The sequence below is a fragment of the Erythrobacter sp. JK5 genome (assembly GCF_018205975.1).
Taxonomy (GTDB): Bacteria; Pseudomonadota; Alphaproteobacteria; order Sphingomonadales; family Sphingomonadaceae; genus Erythrobacter.
In genome coordinates, this window is sequence record NZ_CP073577.1 from 1,274,399 (window position 1) to 1,294,049 (window position 19,651).

The following is a 19,651-nucleotide window of genomic DNA, read 5'->3' on the forward strand; positions in this document are numbered from 1 at the left end:
CGCTACCCCCGGCCCAGCTTCTCCAGCTTGGCCCGCAGCGCAGCTTCGTCGAATGGCTTGACGATGTAATCGTCCGCCCCGGCGCCGATGCCCTGATGGATATCCGCCGCTTCGCTGTTCGAGGTGCAGAACACCACTGTCGGGGCGTGGGCGGTGGGGATGGCGCGGAGTTGCTTGACGAATTCGATCCCGTCCATTTCGGGCATGTTCCAGTCGGTCAGCACGAGATGGGGCATCGCCTGCTTGCAGCGCGCCAGCGCTTCCATGCCGTCCTGCGCTTCGATCGGCACGTAGCCCAGGCTCTTGGCGATCTTGCTCGAAACCTTGCGGATCACCCGGCTGTCATCGACGATCAGGCAGGTCTTCGCCGCCGCCTGCCCGGCTGCTGCGCCGGACTTGCCGTCGCGCATCGCTTTCGCGGCGCGCACGATGGCATCGGTATCTGCTGGGGCGTCGGCGTTTTCCTGCGGTACGTCCCACTTTTCTGGCTGGTCTTCCTTCCCCGCGCGCTCGGCAGGCTCGGTTTGCGCCTCGTCGGCGAACGGAGCCTCCCCGGATTCGGGCTTGCGGCGATGCGGGCCGACATTGCGCTTGATCAGATTTTGAATGGTTCGAGCTCCCCTGCCAGATCGGTGAAGCTCGGATCGTCTTCCTCTGCGATTCCGTAATCGGTCAGCGAGGGATCGCCCGCGCCTTCGCCCGGGGTCAGCCTGACGTGGAGATACGGCATCCAGATATCGCCATACTCGGCCTTTTGATACCACACGTCGATCACATCGTAGCTTGCCCACATTCCGTCCGGCTCGCGCAGGCGGATCCCTTCGCCGATCCGCGGCACTGCGGCAAAACGGATGCGATCCTGGGTCTGGTGAGTCTCGTTCTGGACTTCGATTTCGATCACGGCATGCGGCCCCTGGTCTCTCGGAGACAGGGATAGGCCAGAATGCTTGACGATTTACCAACGCCGCGCAGGAAGCGCGCGCAACGGCCTAAGTCACTTCGCAGCGCTCTTTTTCTTGGGCGCAGCTTTCTTCTTCGGCGCAGCCTTCTTGCGCTTCTTCTTCGCCGGCCCCTTGGCCGCGCGGGCATCGATCAGTTCGATCGCTTTGGCCGCTTCGATATCCTCAGGCTTGATATCCTTGGGAATTGTCGCGTTGGTGGTGCCATCGGTAACATAGGGGCCATAGCGGCCCGGCATCACCTTGATCTCGCCGCCACTGGTGGGGTGTTCGCCCAGCGTCTTGATCGGCTCGGCCTTGCCGCGAGAGCCGCCCTTGCGGTTTGCGGCCTCCGCGAGCAGCGTCACCGCCGCGTTCATGCCGGTATCGAACACGTCGCGCGTGCTCGATAGCTTGGCGTATTTGCCATCGTGGCGCAGGTACGGGCCATAGCGCCCGATCGCCGCCTCGATCTCCTTGCCCGTCTCCGGATGCGCGCCGATGATGCGCGGCAGGTCGAGCAATTTCACCGCCCATTCGAGGTCGAAATCGTCGAGGTCTTTGGGGATCGACGCGCGCACTTTCTTGTCGTCGATTTCCATTTCGACATAGGGGCCGAACCGCCCCGACTTGCGATGGATCTCCGCGCCGGTTTCGGGATGCTCGCCCATCACGCCGTCTTCGGCGGGGTCCGATCCGTCCGCCCCCGGCTGCGCAAAGCGGCGGGTGTATTTGCATTCGGGATAGTTCTGGCACGCCACGAATGCGCCGAACCGGCCGCCGCGCAACGACAGCCTGCCGCCCTCGCGCCCTTCCTGGTCGCATAGCGGGCAGAAGCGCGCATCCTTGCCGTCCTCGCGCGGCGGGAACAGGTAGTCGGACAGGTAATCGTCGAGCACCTCGGTCACTTCCGAGGGCAGCTTCTCCATCACCTCTTCGGTCTTCGGCTTGAAGTCCTTCCAGAAGTTGGCGAGCAGCTCCTTGTAGTCCTCGCGCCCATCCGAAACGGTATCGAGTTCCTCCTCCATACCGGCGGTGAAATCGTAGGCGACATAGGTCGGGAAGAACCGTTCGAGAAACGCGGTCAGCAGCCGGCCCGATTCCTCGGCGAAGAAGCGGTTCTTCTCCATCCGCACATAGTCGCGATCGCGCAGCGTCTGGATGGTCGAGGCATAGGTCGATGGACGCCCGATGCCGAGCTCCTCGAGCCGCTTGACCAGCGAGGCCTCGGAGAAGCGCGGCGGCGGCTGGGTGAAGTGCTGGTTGGCCTCGACCGCCTTTTTCGCGGGCGCATCGCCCCGCTTCATCGCGGGCAGCAGGCCATCCTCATCGTCTTCGCTGTCGTCGATCCCTTCCTGGTAGACTGCGAAGAAGCCGGGGAACTTGATGACCTGACCGGTCGCGCGCAGCTCGTGCTGGCCGGTGGCGTCGCGCAGGGTGATGGTGGTGCGCTCCAGCTGCGCGGCGGCCATCTGGCTCGCCATCGCGCGCTTGAAAATCAGGTCGTAAAGCTTGCCCTCGTCGCCCGATCCGGCGCGGTCGCGGCTGAAATTGGTCGGACGGATTGCTTCGTGCGCTTCCTGCGCGTTCTTCGCCTTGGTGCTGTAGAACCGCGGCTTCTCGGGCCGGTATTCCGCGCTGAATCGCTCGGCGATGGCATCGCGCGCGGCCATGATCGCCGACATGTCCATCTGCACCCCGTCGGTCCGCATGTAGGTGATCGCGCCCGCCTCGTAGAGCGACTGTGCGAGCCGCATCGTGTGGCTGGCGGAATAGCCGAGCTTGCGCGCAGCCTCCTGTTGCAGGGTCGATGTGGTGAACGGCGGCGCGGGGTTGCGTTTGAGCGGTTTGGTCTCGATCGCCTCGATGGTGAAGCGCCCGGCCTCGACCGCCGCCTTGGCTTCCAGCGCGATTCCTTCGTGGCCGAGCGAAAGCTTTTCCAGCTTCTCGCCCTTGAACCTGACCAGCCGCGCGTCGAACTCGGTTCCGTCCTGTTCGAGCCTGGCGATTACCGACCAGTATTCGTCCGCCCGAAACGCCTCGATTTCGCGCTCGCGTTCAACGATCAGGCGCAGCGCCACCGATTGCACTCGGCCCGCAGACTTCGCCCCGGGGAGCTTGCGCCACAACACGGGGGACAGGGTGAAACCGAACAGGTAATCGAGCGCACGCCGCGCGAGATAGGCGTCGATCAGCGGCTGATCGAGTTCGCGCGGGCTTTTCATCGCTTCGGTCACCGCAGCCTTGGTGATCGCGTTGAAGGTGACCCGGTCGACCTTGGTCGGCAACGCCTTGCGCTTCTTCAGCAGCTCCTGGACATGCCAGCTGATCGCCTCGCCCTCGCGGTCGGGGTCGGTCGCGAGCACCAGCCGCGAGGCGTCCTTGGCCGCGTCGGCGATTTCCTTGAAGCGCTTCTGCTTGTCGCGATAGAGTTCCCAATCCATCGCGAAATCCTCGTCCGGGCGCACGCTGCCGTCCTTGGGCGGCAGATCGCGGACGTGGCCGTAGCTGGCGAGAACCTTGAAGTCCGCGCCCAGATATTTCTCGATGGTCTTCGCCTTGGCGGGCGATTCAACGATCACAAGCTGCATGGTGAGGTATTCGATTTCCTTACGTGTGTACGTACGCGCGAGGGTGGAGTCGGTTGCGGCGAACCGTCAAGAGGGATTTGGAATCGGCATTGCGAATTCCGCTCACTCGAACATTTCGGTCAGCTCTTCGCTGCTGTCGTGCATCAGGCGGAAGGCACCCACCGCGAAGGCCGCGAACAGGACCGCGCTCGCATGGTCGGCCAGCGACTCCACGGCCATGGCTCCGATCGACCCGTCGCCGCCCAGCAGGTATGTCGCGCCGCCAATGATTCCGGCCGCTATGATGAGCAAGACCAGCAATACCACCATCGCACCGAAGATCGACCAGCCACGCCCCCGGGTCATTTCCCAGCTATTCCCAAAGCTGTCCATCGCCGGATCATCGCCAGCCAGAACCAGCGGAAGTACGGCGATCCAGCGAACCAGCAGGATGAACCCCGGGATCACCAGCAAGATGAAACCGAACACCATGCCGATGGTCGCGAGAATATAGATCCCGACAAACGGCAGGAAGCGCGAGAATGACAGTGCGGTGCTGCGCCGCACCATCCCGGCATAGAGCCAGTAATGCATGATTACCCCAGCGACGAAGACCGCGAGTCCGATGGTCGCGGTGACGATCCCTTGCTCGAAGATCGCAGGCGTGATCATGAGGCCGGTATCGAACCCGAAGAGCTCGCTATTGCCGCCGCTATCGAGCGCCAGCGCGACCGTGCCGACCGGGACCATCACCGCCAGGAAGATCGCAACCAGTCGCGCGTGCTCCCCGATCTGGTCGAAGGTTGCGGTCAGCAGGTTCGACAACGTCGCCTCGGAATTCATGATGATTTTGCCCCCTGAGTGTTCAATCTATTCGCTTGGTGCGCATCGGCTCACCATCCCGCCCGCATGGCGCTCCAGTTCGCCAGCCAGCTCGAGCTCCAGCAGCGCCATGTGTACCGCCGCCGAACCGACGCCCGATTGGCGGATCAGTTCGTCGACTGCAACCGGGGCCTTGGTCAGAAGCCTTGCAATATCGCCGCTCCGGTCGGCCCTTGCCTCGCCCCATTCGAGCTGGCGCAGTTCGGCGTAGTCGAACGGCGCGCCCGGTTCCTCGACATTGAAGCGCGAGCGCGGGGCGCCTGTGAAGCTTTCGAGCAATTCGACGATGTCTTCCACCGCCTGCACCAGCACCGCGCCGTCGCGGATCAGCTGATTGCAGCCGAGCGAGCGGGTATCGAGCGGCGAGCCGGGGATCGCCATCACCTCCCTGCCCGCTTCGCCCGCCAGCCGCGCGGTGATCAGCGAACCGGACTTGGGCGCAGCTTCGACCACCAGCGTGCCCGAGGCGAGGCCAGCGATGATGCGGTTGCGGCTCGGGAAGTGTCGCCCGCGCGGTTCGGTGCCCGGCGGCTGTTCGGCGATCAGCAGGCCTTGGCAAGCGATCTGCTCCTGCAGCTCGGTGTGCTGCGGCGGATAGGCGATATCGATCCCGCTGGCGATCACGCCGATGGTGCCCCCTGACGCTGAACCCAGGGCCCCTTCATGGCACGCCCCGTCGATCCCCCTCGCCAGCCCCGAAACCACGGTAAAGCCCGCCTGCGCCAGTTCGGTCGCAAAGTCGCGCGCCAGCTTGACCGCGGCGGCGGACGCGTTGCGCGCGCCGACCATCGCGACGCACGGCTCGCTCGCGAGCACGAGATTGCCGCGACACGTGATGATCGGCGGCGCGCTGTCGAGCTCGGCCAGCAGCGCGGGATAGTCAGGCTGGTCGTGGAACAGGTAACGCGCCCCGGCGGCGCGGACGCCGTTGATCTCGCGCTCGATCCGTTCGGTCGGTGCCGGGCGATAGGCGGTTTTCCCGCGCGCGCCGAGATCGGGCAGCGCGTCCAGCGCCTGCTCCGCAGTGCCGAACCGCGCGAGCAACTGGCGATAGCTGACCGGACCGATATTGGGCGAGCGCAACAACCGGATGCGCGCGAACGCCTCGGCTTGCGAAAGCGCGCCGCTCACGTCTTTCCGCCTACCTTCGGTTCCTCGCCGCGCATCAGCCGCCCGATATTCGCGCGGTGCTGCACCACGACGATCGCGGCGATCGCGATCAGCGGCAGGATCGCGTGCGGGTAGCCCATGGCCCAGGCCGCCAGCGGGGCGGCAATCACGGCCGTCAGCGACGATACCGAGGAAATCCGGCTGAGAAAGAGCGCCGCCGCCCAGATAGCCGCGCAGACCAGCATCACCGGCCATGCCAGCGCCAGCAGCACGCCCGCAGCAGTCGCGAAACCCTTGCCCCCTTGAACCGGAGCCACGGCGTAAAGCAGTGCCCCGCCACCGCCGCGATTGCGGCAATGCCCTCGCTGCCCGGCCAGACCTGCGCCGCGACCAGTACCGGCACTGCACCCTTGGCGGCATCGAGCAACACGGTCGCCGCCGCCAGCCCCTTGTTCCCGGTGCGCAGCACGTTCGTCGCGCCGATGCTGCCCGAGCCGATCTTGCGCACATCGCCCAGCCCGGCCGCGCGGGTAAGGATCAGGCCGAATGGAACGGACCCGAACAGAAAACCGAGCAAAGCCGCGAAAACCAGGTCCAATTCAAACACTCCGTTCGCCCCGAGCTTGTCGACAGGCCGCATTTCTTTATGGAAGCCGAGAGCTAGAAGAAGCGCAGTGCTTCGACAAGCTTGGCACGAACGGGCTTCACCGAATTGGACGCATCCTCTCCCATCCTGTTGTTCGATACCGGCGTCGGCGGGCTGACCGTCTACGACGCGCTGTGCCGTGTCCTGCCGCAGGCTCCGGTGATCTTTGCGGCGGACTATGCGGGGCTTCCCTATGGCAAGAAGACCGAGGCCGAGGTGGCCGCGCGTGTCTCCGGCCTGCTGGGGCGCATGAGCGAGCGCTATCGCCCGCGCCTCGCCTGCATCGCCTGCAACACCGCCAGCACCATCGCGCTCGGCATGGTGCGCGAGGTACTGGAGATCCCGATCGTCGGCACCGTTCCCGCAATCAAGCCCGCCGCCCTGCAAACGCAAACCGGCACGTTCGGCCTGATCGGGACGCAGGCGACGATCCGGCAGCGCTATGTCGACGATCTCGAGCGTGACTTTGCAGGTGGCAAGAGCCTGCTGCGCATCGCCGCGCCCGACCTGGTCGACGAAGCCGAAGCCAAGCTGCGCGGGAAGCCGGTCGACATGGCAGTTGTCGAAGAGGCAGTGCAGCGGCTGCGCGGCATGGAGGGCGGCGAGGATATCGACGCGGTGGTACTCGCCTGCACGCACTTCCCGCTGCTGCGCGAGGAATTGGGTGCATTGTTTCGAAGCGATGTTGCACTGATCGACGGCGCGGACGGGATCGCCCGCCGCATCGCGCACCTGCTCGAAGGGCAGGAATTCGCGTCGAAAGGCCCCAACCGTTTCGTCGTGGTCGGTGACGTCATGGCGGCAGACGGGCTGGAACGCGCGCTGGCCGAACGCGGCTTTGGTGCGCCCGAGGCATTCTGAGCAGCAAAACCTGCAAGTCGTTCGCAAAGATCGCAGTGGCCAAATCGATTACTCAAACCTAGATAACCGCGAAACAACGAGACCAGAGATCGGTTAGTCAGGCCAGCAGGCAATCAAGAGCGCGGACCAAAGTGAATTACGACCACATCTTCGACCAGGCGATAGACCGGCTGCACGATGAAGGCCGTTACCGTGTCTTCATCGATATCCTGCGCAACAAAGGTGCGTATCCGAACGCGCGCTGCTTTCACGGGCATAACGGGCCGAAACCGATCACCGTGTGGTGCTCGAACGATTACCTCTGCATGGGCCAGCACGACAAGGTGATCGGCGCGATGGAAGACGCGCTGCACGATGTCGGCGCGGGCTCGGGCGGCACACGCAATATCGGCGGCAACACGCACCTGCATGTCGAACTGGAGCAGGAGCTCGCGGAGCTTCACGGCAAGGAAGGCGCGCTGCTGTTTACCAGCGGCTATGTCTCCAACGACGCGACGCTCTCGACGCTCGCCAAGCTGCTGCCCGGCTGCGTGATCTTCTCGGACGAGTTGAACCATGCGAGCATGATCGCCGGCATCCGCAATTCGGGCTGCGAGAAGCGGGTGTTCCGCCACAACGACGTGCGCCATCTCGAAGAGCTGCTCGCCGCCGAAGACCCCGAAACGCCCAAACTCATCGCCTTCGAAAGCGTCTATTCGATGGACGGCGACGTCGCCCCGATCCACGCGATCTGCGACCTTGCAGAAAAGTACAACGCGCTGACCTATATCGACGAGGTCCACGCGGTCGGCATGTATGGCGAGCATGGCGGCGGGATTTCGGAGCGCGACAACGCCGCGCACCGGATCGACATCATTGAGGGCACTCTGGGCAAGGCTTTCGGCGTGATGGGCGGCTATATCGCGGCCGACAAACGCGTGATCGACTGCATCCGCTCCTATGCGCCCGGTTTCATCTTCACGACGTCGCTGTCGCCAGTGCTGGTCGCGGGCGTGCTCGCCTCGGTGCGGCACCTCAAGGAATCAAGCGTCGAGCGCAACGCGCAGCAGCGTGCCGCCGCGATCCTCAAGCTGAAGTTTGCCGAGGCCGGGCTGCCGGTGATGGACAGCGTCACCCACATCGTCCCGCTGATGGTCGGCGACCCGGTGCGCGCCAAGAAGATCAGCGATATCCTGCTCGCCGAATACGGCGTCTATGTGCAGCCGATCAATTTCCCGACCGTCCCGCGCGGAACCGAGCGCCTGCGCTTCACCCCCGGCCCGCATCACACCGAAGCGATGATGGACGAGCTGACCGAAGCGCTGGTGGAAATCTGGGACCGGCTCGAAATGCAGCTCGCCGAGGCAGCTTGAGAAGTACGTTGTGGGTTGCTTGATCTGCGGCGAAGAGCGCACAGTTCGAAGCCACATAATTCCAAAGGCTATTGCAAAAGACCTTCGCAAGGACGCACCTCACGCGATCCAAGGTTCAACTTCGTATCTTGGCGTACGAAAAACCCAGGGAGGTGCTTTCAGTGACGAAATCCTGTGCAGAGAACATGAAGCGTCGACGTCAATTTTAGACACATACGGCGTCAGTTTTCTAAGAAGGGCAAGAGAGGCATTTGACGCCTTCGGACCGGACGGCTTTTGGGTCGAGAATCCGAGCCCTCACACTCTTTCTCGCTTTGCCTTAGGGATAGTATGGCGTGAGGTGCATGCATTTGGCGAGAAAACACTGGGTCCGTATGAGAGCTCCGTTAAATCACACGTGTTTGACGGTGATGAGATCGGCTGGCCAATCATGGTTTCTAGGGAGAACTTCACTCTAGTCGGAAACAAACCGATCGAATTTATCACTCACCCACACTCCGTGAGATTTGCAGACCGAAACACTTGGAAATTCACCGTCTTGGGCTTCAGCTTTTGGATCGTATCAGACAAGCGCGGTTTGGAAAGGCTGCATACAGAGATGAGAGCAGACATGAATGATCCCGTTTTCGTGATCGTCGGCCATGAACAAGACTATCGATCCGTTAGAACCCTGCAGCCATTGCTCAAGAGAATGCTCAAAAGGTAGAAGTAGGCGCGCGAAGGAATCCAGACGTAACGGGGCGGTTGCGCCAAGCCGCCTGATAGCCCACAGTCACCCACCAGGGAGAGACGAATGGCCACCACATTCGACCGCGCGTCGCTCGACACCGGATCGCTCGACATTCGGCCGATGACGCCCGCGATCGGGGCGGAAATTCTCAATATCGACCTTGGCGCTTCCGGCATCGCGCGGCGCATTCCCGAAATCCGTGCAGCCTTGCTCAAGCACGGCGTGATCTTTTTCCGCGATCAGGACCTGACGCAGGAACAGCACATCGCCTTTGCGCGCCATTTCGGCGAGCTGGAGATCCATCCTGCTACCCCCAAGGACCAGCCCAACCGCGAGGTTTTGCGCATCTCGTATGGTCCCAAAAGCCGGGGTCAGGAGAACAACTGGCATTCGGACGTCACCTGGCGCGAAGAACCCTCGCTCGGCTCGATCCTGCTCGCCCGCGAAGTGCCCGAATGCGGCGGGGACACGCTCTTCGCCAACATGCACCTCGCCTATGAGCGGCTGTCCGAACAGATGAAGCGGTTTTGCGAAGGGCTGACGGCGGTGCACGATATCAGCCGGGTGTTCGCCAGGCGGCTCGGCAAGACGCCCGAGGAGCTGCACCAGCAATACCCGCCGATGCGCCATCCGGTGATACGCACCCACCCCGAAACCGGCGAGCGCGCGATCTACGTCAACACCGGCTTCACCAGCCATATCGAAGGGCTGTCGAAGGACGAGAGCCGCTGGCTGCTCGATCACCTCTACAAGACCGCGTGGGACGTCGAGATCCAGTGCCGTTTCCGCTGGCAGGCGGGTTCGATCGCATTCTGGGACAACCGCGTGTGCCAGCACTTCGCGGTATCCGACTATTTCCCTGCCCGCCGCAAGATGGAACGCGTGACCATTGCGGGCGACAAGCCGTTCTTCACACCCTGAAGACGGCTTTCCGTAGCGGATTTTGTGCGCTCGCAAGTCTGCGCTAGCTCTCCCGTCAAACACAGAATCGGGAGACAAGAGTGAGCGGCGATTACGGCAATCCGGACCAGACATATGACGAGGTCGTCCTCGGGCGCCGCTCGATCCGCGGCTATCTCGACAAGCCCGTACCGCAGGAATTGATAGAGGAGATCATCGGCCTCGCCATGCGCTCGCCTTCCTCGATGAACACGCAGCCGTATTACTTCCACGTGATCACCGGCGAACCGCTCGATCGCATCCGCGAGGGCAACACCGAGCGCATCCTCGCAGGCGAACCCGACAGCCGCGAGTTTCGCCGGGGCGAGCCGTTTGCCGGCGTCCACCGCGAGCGCCAGATCGGCTGCGCGGTCCAGCTGTTCGAGGCGATGGGGATCGAGCGCGACGACAAGGCAAAGCGGCAGGACTGGGTGCTGCGCGGCTTCCGCCAGTTCGACGCGCCGGTGTGCGTGATCGTCACCTACGACAAGGAGTTGTCGGGCAGCGACGATACGCCCTTCGATTGCGGCGCAGTCACCACCGCGCTGGTCAACGCGGCATGGTCGCGGGGTTTGGGCTGTGTGATCAACTCACAGGGGATCATGCAATCGCCCGTCGTGCGCGAACACGCGCAAATCCCCGACGATCAGGTCATAATGAAGGCGGTGGCGATGGGCTGGCCTGATCCTGACTTCCCGGCCAACCCGGTGAAGATCACGCGGCGCAAAGTGAGCGAGGCGGCGCGGTTTGTGGGGTTCGACTGACCCTGTCCGGTCGCGCAGGAACTAGTCGCTCCAATCAGCCAAAAAGGCTTTCGCGTCCTTGCGACCCTGTTCCCAGGTTTCTTCAATTTTCTCGCGCTTTGTGAAGTCGATCTTGTCTGCCTCGACCTCGCTCGACGGGGTGACATAGATCTTGTCTGGATCGCGCGGCGTGTTGCGATAATCCTTGGTCAACAAGACGAGCGTACGCCCCTCGTCCGGCTCCGGGTAAGGTGCTTTGGTCAGCATTCCGCCATCGACTACGTCTTTGCCTTCCCAACAGGGAATATCGAAGACGGGCGGGATCGTCGCCGCCGCACAGACCAGATCGATCAGTTTGCCGTCGCGCGCTGCCTGCCGAGCATCGACCAGCACACCGCGCAGCCCGACCCAGCGCGAAAACCTCAGCCGCGGTGTGCCGTAGATCAACTGCTCGATCTTGTATCCGGCGCCGCAGATGGCAGCGAACAAGCGGTTGGGCATGAAGGATGGTGGACTGCCGAGGAGGACCTGGAACGAGGGACCGTCGGCAATCCTGGCAATCGCATCGGCGGGCAGGATACCGGACACCGCCTCGCGATACAGTTCCTGATGCGGGGTGAGGTTGTCGCGACCCAGCGCAATATTGCTCTCGTTGCGCTCGAAAATGTCGCCCATCACGCGTTTGCAGCGATCGTCATTGCCGCTGATCCAGGCCGATCCGGACAGTGCGCCGCCCGACACTCCCGACACGCGCACCGGCGCGAATTCCTCGAACGATCCGGCTTCCTTCAGGAATCCGCCATGCCAGAAACACCGCGTCCCGCCGCCCGAAAAGACGACCTGATCGAACTGGGCTGGATCGAATGACATACTCGTCCAACCGACAAGGGCGAAGAGCCGTTCCCTTGTCGCTGGCCAGAATTGGAAGAGAAAGGACTCGCGCCCGGCATCGGGTCAGCGAAGGCTCACCACATTGTCGCTCGCTTCGCGCACCCGGCTGCCGTCGAACAAGCTCATCATCGGCTCGTCGGCGACCACCACGCATTCGGCGTCGCCGAAGCCGTTGAAGCCGGTCTTCATCGCCGCGCCATAGGCGCCCAGCATCCCGATCTCGATATAGTCGCCCGCCTGGATATCCGAGGGCAACGGAAACGGACCCTGCATGAAATCGGCATCGTCGCAGGTCGGGCCGTAGAACGCGAAATCGATCTCCGGATCGCGCAGATTGTCCGCCAGCGCGCGCACCGGATATCGCCACGCCACATGCGCCGCATCGTACAGCGCGCCATAGGCACCATCGTTGATGTAGAGCTCGTCGGCGCGGCGTTTGTTCACCTGCACGATCATGCTCGAATATTCGGCGCACAGCGCGCGGCCCGGCTCGCACCACAGCTCGGCGTTGTAGGCGATCGGCAAGGCCTCGAAATGCTTCGCGATCATCGCGAAATAATCTTCGAGCGGGGGCGGTTCCATCCCCGGATAGGCGCTCGGAAACCCGCCGCCGACATCGATCATGTCGATCACGACGGAGGCTTCGGCAATCGCGGCGCGGGTCCGGTCGAGCGCCTGCACGAAGGCGAACGGCGTCATCGCCTGGCTGCCGACATGGAAGCACACGCCCAGCCAGTCGCAATGCTGGCGCGCCTGCTGCAACAGGCCGGGGGCCTCAAGCAGGTCGCAGCCGAACTTGGCGGCGAGGCTCAGTTCGGAATACTCGCTGGAGACGCGCAGGCGCACGCACAGCCGCAGATCGGCCGCCGGATCGCCGGTTTCGGGATCGCGGCACGCCTCGACGATCTTCTCCAGCTCCTCGACCGTGTCGAGGCTGAAGGTCTTCACGCCGTGCTGGTGATACGCCTCGGCAATCGCCTTTGCGGTTTTGATCGGGTGCATGAAGCACAGGTTCGCTTCGGGCAGCACACCGCGCACCAGCCGCACCTCCGCGATCGAGGCGACGTCGTAATGCGTCACGCCTGCATCCCACAGCACCTCGATCAGGTCGGGCGCGGGGTTGGCCTTCACCGCGTACAGCACCTTGCCCGGAAACTTCTCGACGAAGAAGCGGGCGGCGCGCCGCGCGGCATGCGGGCGATTGAGGATCACGGGTTCGTCCGGCGCGAGGGCGCGGACTACAGCCTTGGCGTTGGGATAGATGTGCAACTCAAGGGACCCCCTAAGGTTCAGTGTTCAACCAAACGGTTCGAGGCTGCCTTGCGGTCGTGTCCCTTGGGGCAGCGGAAGCGCGCATATAGAGACTGTGCGCGCATTCGCAATGATAATTCGCGTTAGGCGGGATGGTTCCTGCCGGTTAAAAGGCGACCTGAGGGACCTGATCCACCGTGCCCTTCTCGCTGTCGTCGAGCCGATCGAAATCGGCCTCTTTGAAACCGAGGAAACCGGCGAACAGCACTGCCGGGAAGGATTCGCGCGCGGTATTGAAATTGGCGACGGCCGCGTTGAGCGCCCGGCGGGCGGCGGCCAGCTTGTCCTCGATATCGGACAATTCGGCCTGCAACTCGCGGAAATTCGCGTCCGCCTTGAGCTCGGGATAATCCTCGCCCAGCGCCAGCAGGTTGTCGAGCGCGATCTTCAGGCCCTGCTCCGTGCCCGACGAAGGGTTGCCCTTGGCCGCGACGTTGCGCGCCTGGATCACCGCTTCAAGTGTCTGCGCTTCGTGCCCGGCATAACCCTTCACGGTCTGGACGAGATTGGGGATCAGATCGTGACGCTGTTTCAGCTGCGCGTCGATGTCCGCCACGCCCTGATTCACGTTCTGTCGCTGCGCGACAAGATTGTTGTAGATCCCGATGATGAGGAAGATGATGCCAACCGTGATGACCACGATTGCCGACGTCCAGAACCATCCAAAAATCTCGATCATTTGTGCACCCCTCCTTTACCGGGCACCAGTATAGTAGCAGCAATTGGTTAAGGGAAATCGGCGCCAAGCGGCGCTCAAGGGGTTGAAATGCGCGCAGATGTTCAGGGATTGATGGGAGGCGAGCTGGGCAGCTGGCTCAACCAGCAATCGGGCATGCGCGAAAAAGCGAAGAAGACCGCGCACGATCGCTGGTTTTACGGGGCGCTGATCGTGCTGCCGCTCGCGCTCTACTGGTGGCTGATGGACGAGCTTAGTGGGTTCAAATTCTATCTGGTGATCTCCGGCGCGATCGCCGCGGGCTGGTGGGGATACCAGCCGATCGCCGAAGCGAGGAAGGCGATCAAGATCGGGATCAACACCGCGATCGCAAACAGCCTCGGCCTGGCCTACGAACACGATGTCGAGCCCGGCGGCGAGTTCGAGGCGGCGAAGGATTACGGGCTGGTGCCGCATTACGACCAATCCAGCTTCGAGGATCGCTGGCATGGCACGCTCGAAGGGCACGGCTTCAGCCTATACGAAACCCATCTCGAAGAACGACGCGGATCGGGCAAGAACCGGCGGATGGTCACCGTGTTCCGCGGGGCGATCATCAACATGCAGTTCGGGCGTGAATTCCGCTCGACCACGCTGCTACAGCGCGCCGGCAAGCACAAGAAGTGGTTCGGGCTCGGCGGGCGCAAGGACAATGTCAGCTTCGGCGGGCACCGGCTCGACCTCGTCGACCAGGTCCATCCGTCGTTCGAGAACGTGTTCGACCTCTACAGCGACGACCAGATCGAATCCCGCGTGCTGGTCCACCCGTCCTACATCGAGCACCTGCTGGCGGTGGAGCGGGCCTTCAACGGCGACGCGGTGCGCGCGCTGTTCCTGCGCGGCGAGGTAATCATCGCGGTCGAAAGCGGCGATCTGTTCGAAAGCGGTTCGCTGGATGCGGACGGAGACTCCGAGCGCGCCGAAGAAGCGGCACGGCAGTTCGAAGCGCTTGCCAAGCTGGCGCTGGCGATCAACCAGAACGAGCGCGGCCGCGTGGTCGGGCAGGCCGGACCCAGCGATGCGCGAGATCTCGGATCCGAGAGTGTACTCTCACCGAAACGCGCCGCCGGGGGCGGCTTCGGCCGAAGGGGCCTCTGACCCATCCCCTTGCCAGCAGCGCCGAGATGGTCGACCATGGCTTGCAAGCGGGCGCATAGCGGGGGTTACGAACGCAATGGTGGCCATTCCCGACACCGATCAGTTGATGGCGGGGCCACTCGGCCAATTTCTCGAACAGCAGCGCAGCGCGCGGAGCGAAGCCAAAGCGCAAGCGTGGGGTCGGGTATGGAAGTCGGCAATCGTTGCGGCGCCGTTGATGCTGGCGTTCCTGATCTTCGTCCCGATCGAATTCACACCCAAAATCTGGATTTGCGGATTCGCGACGACCGCCATCTTCGGCTGGACCCGCATCCCGATCCAGCAGGCGAAAAAGCGGGTCAAGATCGGCATCAACGAAGGCATCGCCGACGCGCTCGGGCTGTCCTACAGCCACGATGGCGAAGCCGGGCGGGAATTCGAACTGGCAAAGCAGTTCGATCTGGTTCCCTCGCACCAAAGATCGCATCTGGAGGATTTCTGGACCGGCGAGATCGAAGGCCACGCGTTCCTGCTCCACGAAGCGCACCTGCGCAAGAAGCGCGGCTCGGGCAAGAACCGCCGCTGGGTCACGGTGTTTCGCGGCGCGATCATCCGTATCGCATCGGGGCGCTCGTTCCACGGTACCACTCTGGTCCACCGCGCCGGCCAGCATGAAAGCTGGTTCGGCCTCGGCGGACGCAAGGACAGCGTCGATTTCGGCGGACACCGGTTGTACGCGGTCGACATGGTCCACCCCGATTTCGCGGACCGCTTCGACGTGTGGAGCGACGACCAGGTGGAGGCGCGCTATTTGGTCGATCCGCTCTATGTCGAGCGACTGCTGGCGCTGGAAAACGCCTTCGAGGGCGACGGCGTGTGTTCGCTGTTCGACAAGGGCGATATCATCGTCGCGGTGCGCGGGGGAATATGTTCGAAAGCGGGACAATGAACCCCCAAGCCGACCGCCGCATGGTCGAATCGTGCGCGAGACAGCTTGCGGCGATGGGGCGGCTCGCGCAGCAGGTGCAGCAGCAGCTGGGGTTCATCGAACGCCGCTAGCCGAGCCGGTCGCGGAAATCCTCGTATTCGAAGCGCTTGACGCATTCGAGCGCGTCGGTGTCGCTGTCCCACAGCCAGATGCTGGGAAGTTGCACCCCGTTGAAAGTGTTGGTCTTCACCATCGAATAATGCGCCTGGTCGAGGAACGCGAAACGCGCGCCCGGCTCTGCGGGGACCGGCAGACGATAATCGCCGATCACGTCGCCCGCGAGGCAGGACGGCCCGCCGAGGCGGATCGGGATTTGCTCTTCATCGGTGAGTTCGCCCAGCATCGCCGGACGATACGGCGCTTCGAGCACGTCGGGCATGTGGCACGTCGCAGAGATGTCGGTGATGCCGATCGGCACTTCGTTGAAGCCGGTGTCGAGCAGTGTCCCGACCAGGATGCCCGCATCGAGCGCCACCGCCTCGCCCGGTTCGATGATGATCTCCGCGCCCGTATCCGCCGCCGCGTCGCGCAGCAATTCGACCAGCTCGTCGCGCTCGTAATCGGCACGGGTGATGTGGTGGCCACCACCCATGTTGATCCATTTGATCTGTCCGAAATACGGCTCGATCGCGTCGAACACCCGGTCCCACGTCTGGCGCAGCGGCTCGAAGGTCTGCTCGCACAGATTGTGGAAGTGGATGCCCTCGACGCCTTCCATGTGCTCGTCGGTCACCTGGTCGAGCGGAAAACCGAGCCGCGAGCCTGGCGCGCTGGGATCGTATTTCGCGACTTCGCCGGTCGCGACTTGCGGGTTGATGCGCAGGCCGACGCTGACATCGCCTCCCGTGACCGCCGCCTGATCGAGGATCAGCGCGGCGCGCTGCATCTGGCCGGGGGAATTGAAGATCACGTGATCGGAGAGGCGGCAAATCTCTTCGAGTTCTTCGGGCTTGAACGCCGCCGAATACGTCGCGATTTCGCCATCGTAGAATTCGCTCGCCAGCCGCGCTTCCCACAGGCCGCTGGTGGAAACGCCATCGAGATATTCGCCGACGACGGGCGCGGTCGACCACATCGAAAATGCCTTCAATGCAGCGAACACCTTGATGCTCGCGCCATCGCTTGCCGCGCGATCGCGAATGTCGGCGAGGATCTGACAATTGGCACGCAGCTTGGCCGCGTCGACGACGAAAGCGGGGCTGTCGACACGCGAGAGATCAAACTGGGCGAAAGCGCCCGGATCGCCGGCTTTGGTTTCCATGGTCTTGTTACCTTACTTCGTCATTGCGAGGAGCCGAAGGCGACGCGGCAATCCAGCTTCTGACGTTGCGATTAAGTGCAAGTTCCGAAGTTGGATTGCGTCGCTTCGCTCGCAATGACGAAACTAGGGATTGTCAGGGGCGGACAGCAGGTCAGCAGTTGTGACCTTGAGAGCCCTTGCCAAGGCCCTTAAGTTGGAAAGACGAGGATCGCGCTTTTCAACTTCCCAATAGCCGATAGCGACATCACTTACCCCAACCATCTGGCCTAGTTCGGCCTGCGACAATTTCTTCGCTAATCGATGCTCGCGTATTCGGTTCGGAAAAACTGGCAATCTGTTTGACATAGAATCCTTCCAACGCGCAGTTCTAACGTATCGTTAGATATCAAAACTCCACCGGCCCGTCCAGTTCCTTCACCTGCCACGGCAGGCCGTGTTCGTTGAGCATGTCCATGAACGGATCGGGGTCCATTTCTTCCATGTTGAACACGCCCTCGCCGGCCCAGTTGCCGGTCACCATCATGGCGCTACCGATCATCGCCGGAACGCCGGTGGTGTAGCTAACCGCCTGATTTCCCGTCTCTTCATAGGCCGCTTCGTGGCTGCATATATTGTTGATGTAGAACGTCTTCTCACCCGACCCGTCCAGCGCCTCACCGGTAGCAATGACGCCGATATTGGTGTTGCCCTTGGTCGTTTCGCCCAGCGTTTCGGGCTTGGGCAGCACGGCGGCGAGGAATTGCAGCGGGATGATCTCCTTGCCTTGGTAGCGCACCGGCTCGATCGAGGTCATGCCGACATTCTGCAGCACGGTCAGGTGCTTGATGTACTCGTCGCCGAAAGTCATCCAGAACCGCGCGCGCTCGATTTCCGGGTTGAACTTCGCGAGGCTTTCGAGCTCTTCGTGATACATCAGGTAAGCGTTCTTCGGACCCACCGCCTCGAAATCGAATTCGGTCTTCACCTGCATCGCCGGGGTCTCGACCCATTCGCCGTTTTCCCAGTGCCGCGCAGGCGCGGTGACTTCGCGAATGTTGATTTCCGGGTTGAAGTTGGTGGCAAAGGCCTGACCGTGATCGCCGCCATTGCAGTCGAGAATGTCGAGCTGGCGGATGGTCTTGAGCTTGTGCTTCTTGAGCCACATGGTGAAGACGCTGGTCACGCCCGGATCGAAGCCCGAGCCCAGCAGAGCCATCAGCCCGGCTTCCTTGAAGCGGTCGTGATAGGCCCACTGCCACTTGTACTCGAACTTGGCCTCGTCCTTGGGCTCGTAATTGGCGGTGTCGAGATAGTTCACGCCCGCTTCCAGGCAGGCATCCATGATCGGCAGATCCTGATACGGCAGCGCAAGGTTGACCACGAGGCTCGGCTGAACCTTGCGGATCAGCTGCACCATCGCGGGCACTTCTTCGGCGTCGATTTCGTAGGTGGCGACGTCCTGCCCGGTGCGTTCCTTCACGCTCGCAGCGATGGAGTCGCATTTGCGCTTGGTGCGGCTGGCAAGGTGGATGTCGGAGAATATCTTGGCATTCATCGCCATTTTGTGGACGCAGACCGAGCTGACGCCCCCTGCCCCGATCACCAGAATTGTCGACATGGATATGACCTTTCGAATTCGAATCTTGCGCGCGCTCTAATGCAATGCGCTATGGCGGACAAATGATCCGAGCACCTGCGCGCGAAGGCGTGATCGAAGCCGCCGAGAAGATCGCAGCGATCCTGCCGCCGACACCCTTGCTGCCGGTCGAGATCGATGGGGTGCAATGCTGGGCAAAGGCCGAAAATCTTCAGCCGATCGGCGCGTTCAAGATCAGGGGTGCGTGGCACCGCCTGACCGCGCTTTCGGAGGATGAACGCTCGCGCGGGGTCGTTGCGGTGTCGTCCGGCAACCACGCACAGGGCGTCGCGTGGGCGGCCAGGCGGCTGGGCATCCGCGCCGCGATCGTGATGCCGCGCGACGCGCCGCAGGTGAAGCTCGACAATACCCGCGCTCTGGGTGCCGAGATCGTGCTCTACGATCGCCCCGGCGAGGATCGCGACGCGATTGCCGCAGAGCTGATCCGCGAGCGCGGCGGCACGCTGGTCCACGCCTTCGGCGATCCGTGGGTGATCGAGGGACAGGGCAGCGCCGGGATCGAGATTGCCGCGCAACTGGGTAAGCAGCCCAGCCGCATCGTCGCCTGCTGCGGCGGTGGCGGACTGGCAGCGGGCCTCGCGCTCGCCTGCCCCGACAGCGCGATCCACGTGGTCGAGCCGTTCGGATGGGACATGGTCGGCCAGGCGTTGGCGGCGGGCAAGATCGTGCCCGTAGCGCCGGACGCGCCCGCGACGATCTGCGACGCGCTCCAGCCCACAGCGACGAAGCAGCTCAACCTCGATCTGCTTTCCGGCCGCGCCGAACCGGGCGTGACCGTAACCGACGCCGAAGTACGCGATGCGCAGCGCTGGGCCTTCGCCCATTTGCGATTGGTGCTCGAACCAGGGGGCGCTGCGGCGCTTGCCGCTGCGCTGGCAGGCAAGGTGCCGCTCGATCGCGGGACCGCGATCATGCTGACCGGCGGCAATGCCGATCCCAAGGCTTTTGCGCGGACGCTCTCCGCAGACGCGTGAGGCACTGCGAAACGGCGAGGATATTCG

At 63.1% G+C, this 19,651-nt stretch carries 18 protein-coding genes and 1 pseudogene; 7 read left to right on the forward strand and 12 right to left on the reverse strand.

What is annotated here, in order from left to right; all coding sequences use genetic code 11:
• Window positions 1–2: 2 nt before the first annotated feature.
• The 6 genes and pseudogenes from KDC96_RS06235 to plsY all read right to left on the reverse strand — a co-directional run bounded on the left by KDC96_RS06235 (window position 3) and on the right by plsY (window position 6,140).
• Window positions 3–428, reverse strand: coding sequence for a response regulator (locus tag KDC96_RS06235; protein WP_371815535.1), 426 nt, complete (start codon window positions 426–428; stop codon window positions 3–5).
• Between the two features lie 167 nt (window positions 429–595).
• Window positions 596–901 (reverse strand): hypothetical protein, encoded by a 306-nt coding sequence (locus tag KDC96_RS06240; protein WP_212451609.1) that lies wholly within the window; start codon window positions 899–901, stop codon window positions 596–598.
• A gap of 93 nt (window positions 902–994) precedes the next feature.
• Window positions 995–3,529, reverse strand: a complete 2,535-nt coding sequence (gene topA, locus KDC96_RS06245) for a type I DNA topoisomerase (RefSeq protein WP_212451612.1) — start codon at window positions 3,527–3,529, stop codon at window positions 995–997.
• 102 nt (window positions 3,530–3,631) lie between these two features.
• Window positions 3,632–4,351 carry a glycerophosphoryl diester phosphodiesterase membrane domain-containing protein gene (locus tag KDC96_RS06250; protein ID WP_212451614.1) on the reverse strand — a complete coding sequence of 240 codons (720 nt, stop codon included), beginning with the start codon at window positions 4,349–4,351 and terminating at the stop codon, window positions 3,632–3,634.
• A 27-nt stretch (window positions 4,352–4,378) separates the two neighbouring features.
• Complete coding sequence (dprA, locus tag KDC96_RS06255; RefSeq protein WP_212451616.1) at window positions 4,379–5,521, reverse strand: DNA-processing protein DprA; 1,143 nt, start codon at window positions 5,519–5,521, stop codon at window positions 4,379–4,381.
• Window positions 5,518–6,140 (reverse strand): annotated as a pseudogene (gene plsY / locus KDC96_RS06260) (glycerol-3-phosphate 1-O-acyltransferase PlsY). The gene dprA and the pseudogene plsY overlap by 4 nt, the downstream one beginning before the upstream one ends.
• 72 nt (window positions 6,141–6,212) lie before the next feature.
• Between plsY and murI the strand changes: the two are divergent.
• The 4 genes from murI (at window position 6,213) to KDC96_RS06280 (ending at window position 10,792) form a co-directional block, all read left to right on the forward strand.
• Complete coding sequence (murI, locus tag KDC96_RS06265; protein ID WP_212451618.1) at window positions 6,213–7,007, forward strand: glutamate racemase; 795 nt, start codon at window positions 6,213–6,215, stop codon at window positions 7,005–7,007.
• A 131-nt stretch (window positions 7,008–7,138) separates the two neighbouring features.
• Window positions 7,139–8,359, forward strand: a complete 1,221-nt coding sequence (gene hemA / locus KDC96_RS06270; RefSeq protein WP_212451620.1) for a 5-aminolevulinate synthase — start codon at window positions 7,139–7,141, stop codon at window positions 8,357–8,359.
• A 793-nt stretch (window positions 8,360–9,152) separates the two neighbouring features.
• Window positions 9,153–10,010, forward strand: a complete 858-nt coding sequence (locus KDC96_RS06275; RefSeq protein WP_212451622.1) for a TauD/TfdA family dioxygenase — start codon at window positions 9,153–9,155, stop codon at window positions 10,008–10,010.
• Window positions 10,011–10,090: 80 nt separating this feature from the next.
• The gene (locus tag KDC96_RS06280; RefSeq protein ID WP_212451624.1) at window positions 10,091–10,792 is read left to right on the forward strand and encodes a nitroreductase; all 702 of its coding nucleotides are present in this window, start codon (window positions 10,091–10,093) and stop codon (window positions 10,790–10,792) included.
• A 21-nt stretch (window positions 10,793–10,813) separates the two neighbouring features.
• On the opposite strand, the gene KDC96_RS06285 is transcribed toward KDC96_RS06280, so the two are convergent.
• From KDC96_RS06285 to KDC96_RS06295, 3 genes are all read right to left on the reverse strand, one after another.
• Window positions 10,814–11,641, reverse strand: coding sequence for a patatin-like phospholipase family protein (locus KDC96_RS06285; RefSeq protein ID WP_212451626.1), 828 nt, complete (start codon window positions 11,639–11,641; stop codon window positions 10,814–10,816).
• Window positions 11,642–11,725: 84 nt separating this feature from the next.
• Window positions 11,726–12,931 (reverse strand): type III PLP-dependent enzyme, encoded by a 1,206-nt coding sequence (locus KDC96_RS06290; RefSeq protein ID WP_212451628.1) that lies wholly within the window; start codon window positions 12,929–12,931, stop codon window positions 11,726–11,728.
• Window positions 12,932–13,079: 148 nt separating this feature from the next.
• Window positions 13,080–13,652, reverse strand: a complete 573-nt coding sequence (locus KDC96_RS06295; RefSeq protein WP_212451630.1) for a LemA family protein — start codon at window positions 13,650–13,652, stop codon at window positions 13,080–13,082.
• A gap of 87 nt (window positions 13,653–13,739) precedes the next feature.
• On the opposite strand from KDC96_RS06295, the gene KDC96_RS06300 reads away from it, so the two are divergent.
• Complete coding sequence (locus KDC96_RS06300) at window positions 13,740–14,786, forward strand: DUF3137 domain-containing protein (protein ID WP_212451632.1); 1,047 nt, start codon at window positions 13,740–13,742, stop codon at window positions 14,784–14,786.
• A 76-nt stretch (window positions 14,787–14,862) separates the two neighbouring features.
• Complete coding sequence (locus tag KDC96_RS06305; protein ID WP_212451634.1) at window positions 14,863–15,714, forward strand: DUF3137 domain-containing protein; 852 nt, start codon at window positions 14,863–14,865, stop codon at window positions 15,712–15,714.
• A gap of 106 nt (window positions 15,715–15,820) precedes the next feature.
• On the opposite strand, the gene KDC96_RS06310 is transcribed toward KDC96_RS06305, so the two are convergent.
• The 3 genes from KDC96_RS06310 to KDC96_RS06320 all read right to left on the reverse strand — a co-directional run bounded on the left by KDC96_RS06310 (window position 15,821) and on the right by KDC96_RS06320 (window position 18,611).
• Window positions 15,821–17,014 carry a carboxynorspermidine decarboxylase gene (locus KDC96_RS06310; protein ID WP_212451636.1) on the reverse strand — a complete coding sequence of 398 codons (1,194 nt, stop codon included), beginning with the start codon at window positions 17,012–17,014 and terminating at the stop codon, window positions 15,821–15,823.
• Window positions 17,015–17,137: 123 nt separating this feature from the next.
• A complete protein-coding gene (locus KDC96_RS16675; RefSeq protein ID WP_371815536.1) occupies window positions 17,138–17,359 on the reverse strand; it encodes a helix-turn-helix domain-containing protein in 222 nt (73 codons plus the stop codon).
• A gap of 40 nt (window positions 17,360–17,399) precedes the next feature.
• Window positions 17,400–18,611 (reverse strand): saccharopine dehydrogenase family protein, encoded by a 1,212-nt coding sequence (locus tag KDC96_RS06320; RefSeq protein ID WP_212451640.1) that lies wholly within the window; start codon window positions 18,609–18,611, stop codon window positions 17,400–17,402.
• A 62-nt stretch (window positions 18,612–18,673) separates the two neighbouring features.
• Between KDC96_RS06320 and KDC96_RS06325 the strand changes: the two genes are divergently transcribed.
• Window positions 18,674–19,624, forward strand: coding sequence for a threonine/serine dehydratase (locus tag KDC96_RS06325; protein WP_212451642.1), 951 nt, complete (start codon window positions 18,674–18,676; stop codon window positions 19,622–19,624).
• Window positions 19,625–19,651: the final 27 nt, after the last annotated feature.

What these genes read in the sequence shown, in the direction of transcription:
- topA (WP_212451612.1), bottom strand. Translation starts at nt 3,529, where the DNA reads ATGCAGCTTGTGATCGTTGAATCGCCCGCCAAGGCGAAGACCATCGAG.
- KDC96_RS06250 (WP_212451614.1), bottom strand. Translation starts at nt 4,351, where the DNA reads ATGAATTCCGAGGCGACGTTGTCGAACCTGCTGACCGCAACCTTCGAC.
- KDC96_RS06275 (WP_212451622.1), top strand. Translation starts at nt 9,153, where the DNA reads ATGGCCACCACATTCGACCGCGCGTCGCTCGACACCGGATCGCTCGAC.
- KDC96_RS06285 (WP_212451626.1), bottom strand. Translation starts at nt 11,641, where the DNA reads ATGTCATTCGATCCAGCCCAGTTCGATCAGGTCGTCTTTTCGGGCGGC.
- KDC96_RS06295 (WP_212451630.1), bottom strand. Translation starts at nt 13,652, where the DNA reads ATGATCGAGATTTTTGGATGGTTCTGGACGTCGGCAATCGTGGTCATC.
- KDC96_RS06300 (WP_212451632.1), top strand. Translation starts at nt 13,740, where the DNA reads ATGCGCGCAGATGTTCAGGGATTGATGGGAGGCGAGCTGGGCAGCTGG.
- KDC96_RS06305 (WP_212451634.1), top strand. Translation starts at nt 14,863, where the DNA reads ATGGTGGCCATTCCCGACACCGATCAGTTGATGGCGGGGCCACTCGGC.
- KDC96_RS06310 (WP_212451636.1), bottom strand. Translation starts at nt 17,014, where the DNA reads ATGGAAACCAAAGCCGGCGATCCGGGCGCTTTCGCCCAGTTTGATCTC.
- KDC96_RS16675 (WP_371815536.1), bottom strand. Translation starts at nt 17,359, where the DNA reads ATGTCAAACAGATTGCCAGTTTTTCCGAACCGAATACGCGAGCATCGA.
- KDC96_RS06320 (WP_212451640.1), bottom strand. Translation starts at nt 18,611, where the DNA reads ATGTCGACAATTCTGGTGATCGGGGCAGGGGGCGTCAGCTCGGTCTGC.
- KDC96_RS06325 (WP_212451642.1), top strand. Translation starts at nt 18,674, where the DNA reads ATGATCCGAGCACCTGCGCGCGAAGGCGTGATCGAAGCCGCCGAGAAG.